The sequence below is a fragment of the Terriglobales bacterium genome (assembly GCA_035937135.1).
Lineage (GTDB): Bacteria > Acidobacteriota > Terriglobia > Terriglobales > Acidobacteriaceae > DASYVL01.
In genome coordinates, this window is the sequence record DASYVL010000094.1 from 1 (window position 1) to 13,575 (window position 13,575).

General features: G+C 66.6%; 12 protein-coding genes. 9 read left to right on the forward strand and 3 right to left on the reverse strand.

The annotated features are described in order from the left end of the window. On the reverse strand, positions 1 to 1,398 hold a 1,398-nt coding region (locus VGQ94_05590; protein HEV2021982.1), incomplete at its 3' end, for an LptF/LptG family permease. A 28-nt stretch (positions 1,399 to 1,426) separates the two neighbouring features. Here VGQ94_05590 and VGQ94_05595 point away from each other — a divergent pair. Further along, a complete protein-coding gene (locus tag VGQ94_05595; GenBank protein ID HEV2021983.1) occupies positions 1,427 to 3,637 on the forward strand; it encodes a glycoside hydrolase family 57 protein in 2,211 nt (736 codons plus the stop codon). A 44-nt stretch (positions 3,638 to 3,681) separates the two neighbouring features. Here the strand turns inward: VGQ94_05595 and VGQ94_05600 are convergent, their stop codons facing one another. Further along, positions 3,682 to 4,314 carry a hypothetical protein gene (locus VGQ94_05600; GenBank protein ID HEV2021984.1) on the reverse strand — a complete coding sequence of 211 codons (633 nt, stop codon included), beginning with the start codon at positions 4,312 to 4,314 and terminating at the stop codon, positions 3,682 to 3,684. A gap of 231 nt (positions 4,315 to 4,545) precedes the next feature. Here VGQ94_05600 and eno point away from each other — a divergent pair, with 231 nt between their 5' ends. The 8 genes from eno to VGQ94_05640 all read left to right on the forward strand — a co-directional run bounded on the left by eno (position 4,546) and on the right by VGQ94_05640 (position 12,728). Next, positions 4,546 to 5,832 carry a phosphopyruvate hydratase gene (eno, locus tag VGQ94_05605; protein HEV2021985.1) on the forward strand — a complete coding sequence of 429 codons (1,287 nt, stop codon included), beginning with the start codon at positions 4,546 to 4,548 and terminating at the stop codon, positions 5,830 to 5,832. Positions 5,833 to 5,838: 6 nt separating this feature from the next. Further along, positions 5,839 to 7,461: a 2,3-bisphosphoglycerate-independent phosphoglycerate mutase gene (gene gpmI, locus VGQ94_05610; GenBank protein HEV2021986.1), complete on the forward strand. Its 1,623-nt coding sequence runs from the start codon at positions 5,839 to 5,841 to the stop codon at positions 7,459 to 7,461. Further along, positions 7,458 to 8,453: a D-2-hydroxyacid dehydrogenase gene (locus tag VGQ94_05615; GenBank protein HEV2021987.1), complete on the forward strand. Its 996-nt coding sequence runs from the start codon at positions 7,458 to 7,460 to the stop codon at positions 8,451 to 8,453. Before gpmI ends, VGQ94_05615 begins: the two co-directional genes overlap by 4 nt. Before the next feature lie 3 nt (positions 8,454 to 8,456). Then, a complete protein-coding gene (locus VGQ94_05620) occupies positions 8,457 to 8,819 on the forward strand; it encodes a hypothetical protein (protein ID HEV2021988.1) in 363 nt (120 codons plus the stop codon). 62 nt (positions 8,820 to 8,881) lie between these two features. After that, the gene (gene ccsA / locus VGQ94_05625; protein HEV2021989.1) at positions 8,882 to 9,676 is read left to right on the forward strand and encodes a cytochrome c biogenesis protein CcsA; all 795 of its coding nucleotides are present in this window, start codon (positions 8,882 to 8,884) and stop codon (positions 9,674 to 9,676) included. After that, positions 9,673 to 10,947 carry a glutamyl-tRNA reductase gene (gene hemA, locus VGQ94_05630; protein ID HEV2021990.1) on the forward strand — a complete coding sequence of 425 codons (1,275 nt, stop codon included), beginning with the start codon at positions 9,673 to 9,675 and terminating at the stop codon, positions 10,945 to 10,947. The genes ccsA and hemA overlap by 4 nt, the downstream gene beginning before the upstream one ends. A gap of 6 nt (positions 10,948 to 10,953) precedes the next feature. Then, a complete protein-coding gene (hemC, locus tag VGQ94_05635) occupies positions 10,954 to 11,889 on the forward strand; it encodes a hydroxymethylbilane synthase (protein ID HEV2021991.1) in 936 nt (311 codons plus the stop codon). After that, the gene (locus tag VGQ94_05640; protein ID HEV2021992.1) at positions 11,886 to 12,728 is read left to right on the forward strand and encodes a uroporphyrinogen-III synthase; all 843 of its coding nucleotides are present in this window, start codon (positions 11,886 to 11,888) and stop codon (positions 12,726 to 12,728) included. Before hemC ends, VGQ94_05640 begins: the two co-directional genes overlap by 4 nt. On the opposite strand, the gene nth is transcribed toward VGQ94_05640, so the two are convergent. After that, positions 12,725 to 13,567 carry an endonuclease III gene (nth, locus tag VGQ94_05645; GenBank protein HEV2021993.1) on the reverse strand — a complete coding sequence of 281 codons (843 nt, stop codon included), beginning with the start codon at positions 13,565 to 13,567 and terminating at the stop codon, positions 12,725 to 12,727. The genes VGQ94_05640 and nth overlap by 4 nt on opposite strands. Positions 13,568 to 13,575: the final 8 nt, after the last annotated feature.

Here is a 13,575-nt window from a genome sequence, read left to right on the forward strand (position 1 = left end):
GCGGATGATGTCGCCCAGAAGTTCGAAGAAGGTGAACACCAGGGTCAGCAGGACGAAGGTGGAAAGAACCAATCCGAAATAGACGGCAAAGTCGCGCAGGACGTACTCGTCGAGGATCTGCGGGAAGCCGGCGCCGAACACCCGGCGGGGGGAAGCCACGCGCTCGAAGCCTCCGGCCTTCTCCGCGCGGTGCAAGACGTGTTGCCGCATCCAGGTGACAGCCTCGCGGAAGGACCCGAGCTCGATGGGCATGCGGTTGACGCGCCGGTAGAGCAGCAGCCCGCCCGCCAGGAAGATGACGTTTGCCATCCACATGCTTATGCCAGGCGCGAGCTGGCCCTGGCGGCCGAGCGACACGCCGGTGAGCCAGAGGAAGTAGTACACAAACACCAGAAGGAAGGTGAGGACAAAGCCGGTGGACTTGCCGCCCTTGTGCGCCGAGAGACCCAGGGGGATGCCGACCAGCGCCAGCACCAGGCAGGAGGTGGGCAGGGCCAGGCGGCGGTTCAATTCCACCCAGGACCAGTTGGCCTGGGCCGCCGTTCCGGTGCGCGCGCGGTCCAGCAGCTGGCGGTTGGACATTTCTTTGTAGGAAAGCGAGCCCGGGGCCCGCGTCGCGCTCTCCGGCCGGTCGATGTGCAGCGTGGACTTGCCCAGTTTGGAGATCGCGTACTGCGCCGGCGAGCGCGGGTCCACTTCGTGCTGCCAGCCGTTGGCCAGCTCCAGGCGCAGGGTGGTGGGGGATTCGTTGACAACCACGCCCTCCTCGGCTAGCGTGAGCTTCGGCGCCGAGGGCGCGTTGAGATCGGCGAGAAAGACGCGCTTCCATACCACCGCACCCGACGCCACTTCGGTGTCCTGCACGTAGAGCACGTAGTTCTTGAAGTCTTCGTAGAAGACGCGGGGCTGGACCTCGAAGGGAGCCTGGGTGCTCTTGAGCTGGTCCTGGAGCCCGGCGAAGGCGGCGGCGGAGCGAGGCGCGATCCACAGGGTGTTCACCAGAGCCAGGACCCAGGCCGCCACTGCGATTATGGCAATCACCCGCAGGAACAACCCGGCCCCGATGCCGCTGGCGCGCAAGGCGGTGACCTCGCTGTCCGCCGCCAGCCGGCTGAGCGCGATCAGGATCCCCACCAGGACGCCCATGGGGATGGTCCACACCAGGAATCCGGGCAGGGCGAGCAGGATGAGCTGGGCCAGGCTGAGGAGCGGGGCGCTGTTGCGCACCGCTACCTCCAGGATGCGCCCCACGGTGGGCATGAAGAACACGAAGGTGAACAGCGTGACCCCGATGGCGGCCCAGGAGAGCACTTCGCGCAGGATGTATCGGGTGAGGATGCGCACGGGCGATTCCGCTTCGAGTCTAGCATGTCCCTGCGGCGGCCGCGGGGCCGGCATTCCTGCCCTCCTGGAGTTCGCTGCCTAGATGCCCAAGCTGCGCATCGTCTTTCTCTGGCACATGCACCAGCCCTATTACAAGGACCTGGTCAGCGGCGAGTATCGCCTGCCCTGGGTGCGCCTGCATGCCCTCAAGGACTACTACGGCATGGTCCAGCTGCTGGAGGAATTCCCGCAGATCCACCAGACCTTCAACCTGGTGCCCTCGCTGATCGCGCAGATCGAGGACTACGTGGCCGGCACCGCGCGCGATCCCTTCCTCGACGTCGCCGCCAAGCCGGCGCGCGACCTCACCGCCGAGGAGCGGCAGTTCGCCCTGCAGTATCTGTTTCAGGCGAACCAGACGAACATGATCGGGCGCTATCCCCGCTACCAGGAGCTGTGGGAGAAATTTCCCCCGCAGGACCGCGACCTGGAGCGGGCGGCGAAGCAATTCCAGGCGCAGGATTTCGCCGACCTGCAAGTGCTCTCGCAGCTCGCCTGGTGCGATGAGTTCTTCCTCGATGACCCGGAGCTTGCCGCCCTGATCCGCAAAGGGAGAGGGTATTCGGAGTCGGACCAGCAAATGCTGATCCGCAAGCAGCGGGAGTTCCTGGCCCAGGTGCTGCCGGCGTACCAGGCCGCGGCCCAGCGCGGCGGCATCGAGATCTCAGCTTCGCCCTTCTACCACCCCATTCTTCCCCTGCTGTGCGACACGGACCTGGGCCGCGTCTCCTCGCCCGGGCTGCCGCTGCCCCAGGAGCGCTTCCAGCATCCCGAAGACGCGGAGGAGCAACTGCGCCGCGGGCTGGCATTGCACGAGCGCGTCTTCGGGATGCGTCCGCGAGGCATCTGGCCGTCCGAGGGCAGCGTCTCGGACGAGGTGCTGGCCATAGCTTACCGCCTGGGCTTCAACTGGGTCGCCACCGACGAAGGCGTGCTCAGCCGCTCGCTCGGCTCCTCCATCCGGCGCGATGACGCTGGACGCCTGGCCGGCGGCGGCGCGGAGCGGCTCTACACCATCTATCGTTACGAGAAGGAGTCGGCCGCGGTCCACATGCTCTTCCGCGACCACACGCTCTCCGACCTGATCGGGTTTGTGTATGCCGGGATGCCCGCGGCCCAGGCAGCAGCGGACTTCATCCAAAAAATCAGGGATTCGGCGCAGCCGGTTCTCCGGGCAGGGAAAGACGCGGTGGTTTCCATCATCCTCGACGGCGAGAATGCCTGGGAGTACTACCCGCGCTCGGGGCGGGAGTTCCTGCGGCGCGTGTATGACGCCATCCAGAAAGCCCCGGACCTGGAGGCGGTGACGGTCTCCGAGGCCATCGCGCGCCACCAGGACTTCGGCAAGCTGGCCTCGCTGACGCCGGGCTCCTGGATCAACGCTAACTTCAACGTGTGGATCGGCTCGCCGGAGGACAACCACGCCTGGGACTACCTTTCCGCCGCTCGCAATGTCTATGCCGAAGTCGCTCCCGCCGCGCCGGAACGGCAACGCGTCTTGGCCTTCGAGGAGTTACTGATCGCCGAGGGCAGCGACTGGAACTGGTGGTACGGTCCCGAGCACCACTCCGCCAACGACCGCGACTTCGACGAGCTCTACCGCAAGCACCTTTCCAACGTCTATCAGGCACTGGGCGAGGCTCCGCCGGACTCCCTGGCCCAGCCCATCCTCACGGGCGTGTCGCGGCCTTACTTCGTGCCCCAGACCGCCTACATCCATCCCCGCATCGATGGCGATCTGCTGGGCTACTTCGACTGGATGGGAGCCGCCATCTACACCGCCGACCGGCGCAGCTCCGCCATGCATGGCCGGCGCTTCCTGCTGGACGCGGCGTATGCCGGCATCGACGAGCAGAACGTCTATGCGCGGCTGGACTTTGCGCGCGGCAGCCGCGAAGCCGACCTGGATCTGGTTCTTAACCTGGAGACCGTGCAGCCGGGCGCTCCCGAGGCACACTGCCGGCTGCGCCTGGATGTCAGCATCTCCAGCGGCGCAGTCGCGGCATGGAAGCTGGAACGGCAGGACGGAGAGGGCGAACTGGCCAGCGACGCGCAGCCGGGAGGGCTGGAAGTCCGCCTGAGAAAGGTCCTGGAATTGAAGGTGCCGCTGACTCAACTGCAGGCGGCCGCGGGAGACAACCTGCGCCTCTGCTTCAGCACGTGGAAGGGCGGACTACCCACCGACTCCTTGCCCATCGAGGGCTGCATCGAGCTGCAGGTGCTCAGCGAAGCGGAGCTGGCGGCGCGATCCTGACCCAAGGGGGAGGGGCTCTTTCGCGCCGCCGCTCTACGCTGCCGCTATTTCCCGGAACTACTGGAGCTCATACTCATCGGGCGATTCAGCTCCATGACGATCTCGCTGCCCGCGGGCAGCTCCGCCGACTTGTGCTTGGAGAGCCAGTGGGCCACGGTCACGCCCGCGCCGATGGTCGCCCCGATCACGGCGCCTTTGCCTCCAGCGGCGACGGCTCCCACGCCCAACCCGGCGCCGGTGCCGATGGCGATGTTGCGCATGTCTTTTCCGTCGCGCCCCTTGCCTTTGATCTGCCCCTCGTCATTCACGGAGGTCTTGGTGGAAGCGTCGGTATCCACCACCGTGGCGTGGAACTCATACTTCTCGCCGTTGGGCATGGTGATGGAATCGGGCCGCAGCTCGATGGTGGGCTTGCCCTTGACGCGGCGCGGCTGCGTGAGCTTCACGATCTGCCCCTGGATGGCCGCTCCTGCCGGGATGACGGTTTTGCCGTTCAGCATCACCGGCTCCGTCACCCGGCCGGCGAAGGTGTCGCCGACTTTGTTGGTCTGAGTGGAGATGGGAGTCTCCAGCTTCATGTGCACGGCGGTACCTGACGGCAGCGACAACGACTCCTGGGCCAGCAGCGCGCCGGCGAACAGTGCGGCCAGAACGCATGCGGCAAAGAACTTCTTCATGATTGACCTCCTACCTGACTGTAAAACACCTAGAAAACAGGGACAATAGCCTAAGTAAGGGGGGAACCAGCCGAGGTACGGGAGAAGGGTTAACGCGGGATAGGCTCCAGATTCCACGGGAGAGTGCTGAGCCCACGGTGATGCGCCAGGGATGTAAACCGGGGATTGGGGCGCCGGTACGTGGCTTATAATCGGCCCCGCCCAAGGAGGACCGCCGTGAGCGCCACCGCCATTGCCGCCATTCGCGCGCGCGAGATTCTGGATTCGCGCGGCAATCCCACCGTGGAAGCCGACGTCCAGCTTGCGGGCGGTGCCGTGGGACGCGCAGCCGTCCCCAGCGGCGCTTCCACCGGCGAGCACGAGGCGGTCGAGCTACGCGACGGCGATCCCAAACGCTATCAGGGCAAGGGCGTGCAGAAGGCGGTCGGCAATATCCGCAGCGTGATTGCTCCCGCTCTCGCCGGCGTGGACGCCGCCGACCAGCGCGCGCTCGACCGGCGCATGATCGAGCTGGACGGCACGGAGAACAAGGGCAGACTGGGCGCGAACGCCATCCTGGCGGTTTCGATGGCGGCGTCGCGAGCCACGGCCGCCGCCGCCGGGCTCCCGCTCTATCGCCACCTGGGCGGGCCGGAGGCGAACCTGCTGCCCGTTCCCATGATGAACATCCTGAACGGCGGCGCGCACGCCGATAACAACGTGGACTTCCAGGAGTTCATGGCCATGCCGGTCGGCGCCACTTCTTTTGCCGAGGCGCTGCGCTGGGTCGCGGAGATCTTCCACACGCTCAAAGGCGTCCTGAAGAAGCGTGGCTACAACACCGCGGTGGGCGACGAAGGCGGCTTCGCGCCCTCGCTCAGGTCAAACGTCGAGGCCATCGAGGTCATCCTGGAGGCGGTGCAGCAGGCGGGCTACAAGCCGGGCGCGCAGGTGGCCATCGCGCTCGATCCGGCGGCCAGTGAGTTCTTTAAGGACGGCAAGTACGTCTTCAAGAAGTCGGACAAGTCGGCGAAGAGTTCCGAGGAGATGATCCGCTTCTGGTCGGAGTGGGTGCGGCAGTACCCCATCGTCTCGCTCGAGGACGGCCTGGGCGAGAAAGATTGGGACGGCTGGCAGGCACTGACCCGGGAGCTGGGCGGCAAGATCCAACTGGTCGGGGACGACATCTTCGTCACCAACCCGGCGATCCTGAAGCGTGGCATCGAGAAGAAGGTCGCCAACTCCATCCTGGTGAAGCTCAACCAGATCGGGACGGTCAGCGAGACACTGGACGCCATCGAGCTGGCGCGAAGCAACAAGTACACCGCCATCATCTCCCACCGCTCGGGCGAGACGGAAGACACCTTCATCGCCGACCTGGCCGTGGGCACCAGCGCCGGCCAGATCAAGACCGGCTCCGCCTCGCGTACCGACCGAATCGCCAAGTACAACCAGTTGCTGCGCATCGAGGAAGAGCTAGGCAAGGCGGCCCGCTTCCCCGGATTGAAGGCGCTGAACTACCACGGAGATCTGCGGTAAGGACTCATGGCCCGACCAAAACCTCTTGTCCTCGTCATCCTCGACGGCTGGGGCTACGCTCCGCCGTCGAAGGCCAATGCCATCTCGCTGGCGCGCAAGCCCAACTACGACCGCCTGCTGAAAGAATTTCCCAACACGCTCATTCACACCAGCGGGCGCTACGTCGGGCTGGCCGACGGGCAGATGGGCAATAGCGAGGTCGGCCACCTGAACATTGGCGCCGGACGCGTCGTGTACATGGATATCACCCGCATCGACGGCATGATCGCGAACGGCGATTTCTTCTCCGACCCGACCTTGCTCGACGTCATCAAGCATGCGCGCTCCGGCGGGCGGCGGTTGCACCTGTTTGGCCTGCTCTCAGACGGCGGCGTGCACTCTCACCAGAATCATCTCTACGCCCTGCTGCGCATGGCCAAGCAGGACGGCGTGGAGCGCGTCTTCGTGCACTGCTTCATGGACGGGCGCGACACCCTGTCCACCAACGGCGCCGGCTACATCGAGCAACTACAACAGAAGATGCGCGAGTTCGGCACGGGAAAGATCGCCACCGTCAACGGCCGCTACTATGCCATGGACCGCGACCGGCGCTGGCCCCGCATCGCCAAGGCGTTCGCGGCGATGGTCGAGGGCAACGGTGAAGGCGGCGCGTTCGTGGATCCGGTGCAGGGCGTGAAGGAGTCCTACAACCGCGGCGTGACCGACGAGTTCATCGTGCCGTTCGTAGTCACCGACAATCGCGGCGAGGCGCTGGGGCGCATCCGCGACGAGGACGCCTGCCTCTGCTTCAACTTCCGCTCCGACCGCGCGCGGCAGATCACGCGCGCCCTGGCCCGCAACAGCGGCCTCGCCGCCGAGCATGGGAACGACCTCCCCGATGCCGCCGGCCTGGACGCCGAGATTCCCCATAGCCGCGTGCCCAAGAACCTGAAGTACGTCTGCATGACGCGCTATGACAAAAAGTTCACGCTCCCAGTCGTGATCCCGCCCGAGCCGCTGGAAAACATCCTGGCCAATGTGATGGGCAACCTGGGGCTGCGCAACCTGCGCGTGGCGGAGACAGAGAAATACGCGCACGTCACCTACTTCTTCAACGGGGGCGTGGAGCAGCCCTTTCCCGGGGAGGAGCGCGTGCTGGTGCCCTCGCCCAAGGTGGTCACCTACGACCTGCAGCCGGAAATGAGCGCGGCGGGCATCGCGGACGAAGTGGTGAAGGCGGCCGAGGGCGGGACGTTCGACGTGGTCATCGTGAACTTTGCCAACGCCGACATGGTGGGCCACTCGGGGAAGATCGAGCCGACCGTGAAGGCGGTAGCGACGGTGGACGCCTGCCTGGGCCGCATCCACGACGCAATCCGCCGCGCGGGCGGCGCCATGCTGGTGACCGCCGACCACGGCAACGCCGAGCTGATGATCGATCCCGCCACCGGCGGGCCGCACACCGCGCACACCACCAATCCCGTACCCTTCATCCTGGTGACGGAGGACGCCGCGCGCTTCAGCCTGCGCCCGGACGGCGCGCTGCAAGACATCTCACCCACCATCCTCGGCATGTTGGGAGCCGCCCAGCCGGCGGAGATGACCGGGCGCGACCTGCGCGTCCCGCTGGCGGCCCCGCGATCCTCGTGAGCCGCGCCTTCAAGCTTGTCATCTGCGTCCGCCACGCCTTCGAGCTGTGGACCGCGCCGGCGTGGTTCAGTGAGCGACTGCGGAAAGATTTCCCCCAGCTTCAGATCGCGCACCTGCCGGACTACAAGAGCCTGACCGAAGAGATCCGCGACGCCGAGGTCTTTGTGGGCTGGTCGCTGCGGGCGGAGCAGGTGGCCGCGGCGAAGAAACTGCGCTGGGTGCACTCGACCGCTGCCGCCGTCCACCAGTTGCTCTCGCCGGAGCTGGTGGCAGGCGAGATCGTGCTGACCAACTCCACCCAAGTCCACGGGCCAGTGGTGGCCGAGCACGCGCTGGCGCTGATCCTGGCGCTGGCCAAGCGCCTCCCCTCGGCGGTCAAGCTGCAGCAGCGCGGAGTGTGGGGCCAGGCGGCGATGTGGGAAGATCGGCCGCGCCCGCGCGAGGTGGCAGGCGCGACCTTAGGCGTGGTCGGCTTGGGGAATATCGGAGGCGAACTGGTGCGGCTGGCTCGCGCCCTTGGGATGAAAGTCCTCGCCGTGCGTGAGCATCCGGAGAAGGGGACTGGAGGCGCGGATGAGGTCTATGGGCCGGAGCAGTTGGCCCAAGTCCTCGGGGAAGCCGACTACGTGGTTCTGGCGGCGCCGCTCACCGAAAAGTCGCGCGGCCTGATGAACGCCGAGCGGCTGGCGCGGATGAAGCCGGACGCGTTCCTCATTAACGTCAGCCGGGGCGCGCTGGTGGACGAGGCAGCGTTGGCGGCGGCGCTCCAGAAGCATACGATTGCGGGAGCGGCGCTCGACGTCTTCGCCACCGAGCCGCTGCCGGCGAAGTCGCCGCTGTGGCGGCTGGAGAACCTCCTCATCACTCCGCACACCGCGGCGGTCACCGAGCGGCTCTGGGAGCGGCACTACGAGCTGCTCGCCGACAACCTGCGGCGCTACCTCGCCGGCCAGCCGCTGCGCGGCGTGGTAGACAAGACCCGGGGATACTAGGCCATGCCCGTCCGACGCATGAAGACGTACACCGGGGAGACGGGATACGTCTATCAGTACTACTTCGTGGGGAATCGTCCCGCCCTGCCGGACGCGGCGGAGGCCCCGGCGACCGAATTCATTTTTGACGTCACTCCCGACCGCAAGACCATGTTTGCGGTGAGCATCTTTCTGAAAGCAGGAGCCCTGGCGGCCTGGGCGGCGGCGCACGGCCGCCAGCTCAGCGAAACCGAGCAGTACGGCGCCGCCAAGATGCGCCTGTTCCGCGGCTTCGACCAGATCGAGAAGCTCAGGGAAGAGGGCCGTCACCTGAGGATCGAGGCAGCCGACATCGAGGAGCTGCTCGTGCCTCTGGGCCTCGAATAGGGCGGCGCACCCCCTGCTTTGTATAATCGAGCATTCAACCCATGTCCCTGCTTTGGTTAAGAGTGGCTCTGGTGTTTTACGGCCTGGGCTTGGTGTACGCCCTCGCCGCGCTCGGCGGCCGGGGGAAGCGTATGGCGCGGATCATCCTGCCCGCCATGGGCACGGGAGTGGTGTTCCACTTCGTTTCCTTGGCTGAGGCGGTGGCGGCCACCGGGCAACTGGCGCCGACCACCATCCACCAGTCAGAGTCGGTCTTCGCCTTCCTTATCCTGCTGCTTTTCCTGGGGATGTACGGACGCTACCAGACGCTCTCTCCGGGCATCTTCATGTTTCCCCTGGCCTTCCTGCTAACTTTCGCCGCCGCCATGGGACAGTCGCCGCCGCAGTTTACCTCGACCGCCCTGCGTAGCAGCTGGATCGCCACCCACGTCGCCCTCATCTTCACCGGCTACGCGGCGCTGTTCCTAAGCTTCGCCGCCAGCCTGCTTTACCTGCTGCAGGAGCGCAGCATCAAGGCCAAGCAGGCCGACGGCCTGATGTCACGCCTGCCCGCGCTCGAAGTGCTGGACGAAATGGGCTATCGCGCCCTGCTCTTCGGCTTTCCCTTCATGACCCTGGGACTGCTGGCCGGATCGGTGATCGCGCAGGAGCAGTTCGGCGCCGCCTACCTCCGCGATCCCAAGATCGTGCTCTCCCTGCTGATGTGGGTGGTGTACCTGGTGCTGGTCTATACCCGGTGGAACGCGGGCTGGCGCGGACGGCGCGCCGCGTTCCTTGCAACCTTTGCATTTCTGGCGGCGTTGGGTGCTTGGGCCGCCAATTATTTCAGCGGCGTCCACAGGTTCTTGGGACCATGACCTTCCTTCTCCTGGGCGTGAATCACAAGACGGCGCCGGTCGAAGTGCGCGAGCGGCTCGCCATCCCCGAGTCGCGCCTGGCGGAAGCCACGCGCCGCCTGGCGCAGCATCCGGGCATCGACGAGGGTTTGGTCCTCTCCACCTGCAACCGGGTGGAGATCCTGGTGGCCTCCGCCAACGGCGCGGCGGATTTGCGCGGCTTCCTGCGGGAATATTTCGCCACCGACATTACGCCCTACGAGTCCCATCTGTACGAACACCGCGAGAAGGAAGCGGTGCGGCATCTGTTCCGGGTGGCCTCGAGCCTGGATTCCATGGTGGTGGGCGAGCCACAGATCCTGGGGCAGGTGAAGGAGGCTTACGCCACGGCGCGCGCGGTGGGCGCGGTGCGCTCGCATCTGGACGCGCTCCTCACCCGCGCCTTCGCCGTGGCCAAGCGCGTGCGCACGGAGACGACGGTGGGCAGCTCGGCGGTGTCCGTGGCTTCGGCAGCCGTGGACCTGGCCAAGAAGATTTTCGGGACGCTCGAAGGGAAGACCGTTTACCTGGTGGGCGCGGGCAAGATGAGCGAGCTGGCGGCGCGCCACCTGATGGCGCAGGGCGCGAGCTCCATCTTCGTCGCGAATCGCACGCACGAGCGCGCGGTGGCGCTGGCCGACCGCTTCGGCGGCCAAGCCATCCTCTTCGAGCAGCTCTACGACACCTGCGACCGCGCCGACATCGTCCTCACCTCCACCGGCGCGCCCCACGCGCTGTTCCGGCGGGAGCATGGCGAGCTCTTCCTCCAGCGCCGCAAGAACCGCCCCATGTTCTTCATCGACATCGCGGTGCCCCGCGATGTGGACCCGGAGATGAACAAGTTGGATGGCATCTTCGTGTACGACATTGACGACCTGCAAGCCGTCGTGGCCGGACACGTGGCCGACCGGCGCCGCGAGGCGGAGCGCGCCGAAACCATCGTGACGCAGGAAGTGGAGCGCTTCCTGGCGCGCCTGGAGGCGCAGAGCGTCGTTCCGACCATCGTCTCGCTGCAGGGGCAGCTCGAGACCATTCGCCAGGCGGAGATCGAACGCGTGCGCGGACGCCTGGGCCGGCTCACCCCGGAGCAGGAGCAGGCCGTCGAAGCGCTCTCCCACGGCATCGTCAACAAGATCCTGCACACTCCCATCACAACGCTGAAGACCACGGCGGGACAGCCGGAAGGCACCACCGTCATCGAGGTCATCCGCCGGCTGTTCAACTTGGGCGACGACAAGAAGGCGGGTTCCTGACCGCCCATGGCGCTGCTACGCATCGGCACTCGCGGCTCGCAACTGGCGCTGTGGCAGGCCAACTACGTCGCCGAGCTCCTGCGCGAACGCGGGCACGCGGTGGAGATCGAAGTCATCCAAACCACCGGCGACCGCGTAGCCGAAGTCGCGCTCTCCAAAGTCGGCACCAAGGGAATGTTCACCAAGGAGATCGAGGAGGGGCTATCCGCGGGGCGCGTCCACCTGGCCGTGCACAGCCTGAAGGACCTTCCCGCCGACCTGCCCGCCGGCTTCGAGCTGGCGGCCGTGATGAAGCGCGACGACGTCAGCGACGTGCTGGTGTCGAACCGCTACAGCTCTCTGCGGGCGCTTCCGGCAGGTTCCCGCGTGGGGACCAGCAGCCTGCGGCGCGAGGCGCAACTGCGAGGGCTGCGTCCCGGCTTGAACATCCTTCCTATCCGCGGCAACGTGGACACACGCTTGCACAAGGTGGAGGCGGGGGCGTTTGACGCCATCGTGCTCGCCGCCGCCGGCCTGAAGCGGCTGGGCCTCGAGAAATGGATCCGGGAATACTTCTCGGTGCAGGACATGTGTCCGGCGCCGGGCCAGGGCGCGCTGGCCATCGAGGTTCGCACCGGGGACGCGCACACGCGCGCGGCGGTCACGTTTCTCGATGACCGCACGACGCGCACTACCACCTCCTGCGAGCGGGTCCTGTTGCGCGCCCTGGGCGGCGGGTGCCAGGTCCCCATCGGCGCCTTCTGCATGGGGACGCCGAACGATCTGCGTTTGATCAGTGTTGTGGCCCGGCCCGACGGCTCCCAGGTCCTGCGGGAATCGCAGGCGGGAAGCGATCCCGCCGAGCTGGGCCGTAGGGTGGCCAACGCCCTGTTGCACAAGGGCGCGGGCGAGATTCTGCAGGAAGTGTATGCAGCGTCGCCGGCGCCGCCAGAGCAGCCATGAAGGCCCCTGGGAAGAAAGAAAGGAAAGCAAAGAAAGAGAAGAAGAAGCCGCTCGCCGGGCAGCGAGTCCTGGTCACCCGAGCGCGCCATCAGGCGGAAGCGCTGGCAGCGCGACTGCGCCGCTTGGGCGCGAGCGTCGTGGCCGTCCCCAGCATCGAGATCCGCCCGCCGCGCTCCTACCAGCCGCTCGACCGCGCGTTGCGCCGCATTGACCGCTACGACTGGCTCATCCTCACCAGCGTCAACGGTGTTCGCCCCTTCTTTTCGCGCATGGGGAAACTGCGGCTATCGCGGCGATACCTTAGGCATCTGCATGTGGCCGCCATTGGCCCGGCAACGAAGGCGGAGGTCGAACGTCGCGGCCTGAACGTTCACGCCATGCCCGCGGAGTACGTCGCCGAGGCGGTAGTTCGCTTGCTTCGCAGCCGCGTGAAAGGGAAGCGAGTGCTGCTGGTGCGGGCCAAAGTGGCGCGCGACGTCCTGCCGAAAGCACTGCGCCGCGCCGGTGCGAAAGTCGAAGTGGTCGAAGCCTACCAGACCGTCGCCCCGCCCAGGTCGCGCCGGCGGCTGCAAGAAGTGCTCCGCGACCGCCGCCCGCACTGGGTGACGTTCACCAGCTCCTCGACGGCGCGCAACTTCGCCCTTCTGGTGGGCGCGGCCCGGTTGCGCGCTGCGCTCAAGGGGATTCGTGTCGCCTCCATTGGGCCCGTTACTTCCAAGACTCTGCGCGAGCTGGGGCTGCGCGTGAACGTTCAGGCGCGGAGGTACACCATCCCCGGGCTGGTGCAGGCGCTGTTCTCGGCGGAGAAGGTAGGCCAGCGCAAGCGAAGGCCGGGCTAGCGAGCCGCTTTGTGGACTTCGACCGTCGTCCAGGTCTTGTCGGCGGCGTGGCAGAGGGTTTCGACCGGACAGTCGGCGCACTTGGGATTCCGGGCGACGCACAGCTTGCGCCCGTGCCAGATGATCTGGTGGGAGAACTCGATCCATTTCTCCTGCGGGATCACGCGCATCAGGTCCTGTTCGATCTTCTGCGGGTCTTCCTCCCGGGTCAGCTCCAGGCGCCGCGAGATGCGCTGGACGTGCGTGTCCACCACCACCCCCGTTGCCTTCTTGAACCATGTCCCCAGCACGACGTTCGCGGTCTTGCGCGCCACGCCGGGCAGCGTCAGGAGCGGCTCCATCTCGTCGGGGACCTTCCCGCCGAACTCGCGGACGACTTTCTGCGCCGCGCCCACGATGGACTTCGACTTGTTGCGGAAAAACCCGGTGGAGCGGATGTCGGGCTCGAGCTCCTCCGGCTTGAGCGCGGCGAAGTGCGCGGCGGTAGGGTACTTCTCAAAGAGCCCAGGGGTGACCATGTTCACGCGTACGTCGGTGCACTGGGCGGAGAGGATGGTCGCCACCAGCAGATTCCAGGCGGTCTTGTGTTGGAGGGCGCAGGTCACGTTGGGATAGAGCTCATCGAGTCGCCTCAGGATCTCGCGCACGCGCTCCGGCGCAACCGGTTTGTAGCCGGCCGCGGGCTTGCCCCCCCCGCGCTTGGCCGACTTGGGCTTGGCGCTCGGACGGACGTCCTGCTTCGTCCTGGCGGGCGTTACGGTGGGGCGGCTGTGCGTCTTGCGCGCGCCTTCCTGGCGTCCGGTCTTCGCGGGTTGTCTGGGAACGACTCCTCGGACCATGGGAACGC

Bases quoted from the DNA above. Each gene is read 5' to 3' on its own strand.
- VGQ94_05595 (HEV2021983.1), top strand. From the start codon at position 1,427: ATGCCCAAGCTGCGCATCGTCTTTCTCTGGCACATGCACCAGCCCTAT.
- VGQ94_05600 (HEV2021984.1), bottom strand. From the start codon at position 4,314: ATGAAGAAGTTCTTTGCCGCATGCGTTCTGGCCGCACTGTTCGCCGGC.
- gpmI (HEV2021986.1), top strand. From the start codon at position 5,839: ATGGCCCGACCAAAACCTCTTGTCCTCGTCATCCTCGACGGCTGGGGC.
- VGQ94_05620 (HEV2021988.1), top strand. From the start codon at position 8,457: ATGCCCGTCCGACGCATGAAGACGTACACCGGGGAGACGGGATACGTC.
- hemA (HEV2021990.1), top strand. From the start codon at position 9,673: ATGACCTTCCTTCTCCTGGGCGTGAATCACAAGACGGCGCCGGTCGAA.
- hemC (HEV2021991.1), top strand. From the start codon at position 10,954: ATGGCGCTGCTACGCATCGGCACTCGCGGCTCGCAACTGGCGCTGTGG.
- VGQ94_05640 (HEV2021992.1), top strand. From the start codon at position 11,886: ATGAAGGCCCCTGGGAAGAAAGAAAGGAAAGCAAAGAAAGAGAAGAAG.
- nth (HEV2021993.1), bottom strand. From the start codon at position 13,567: ATGGTCCGAGGAGTCGTTCCCAGACAACCCGCGAAGACCGGACGCCAG.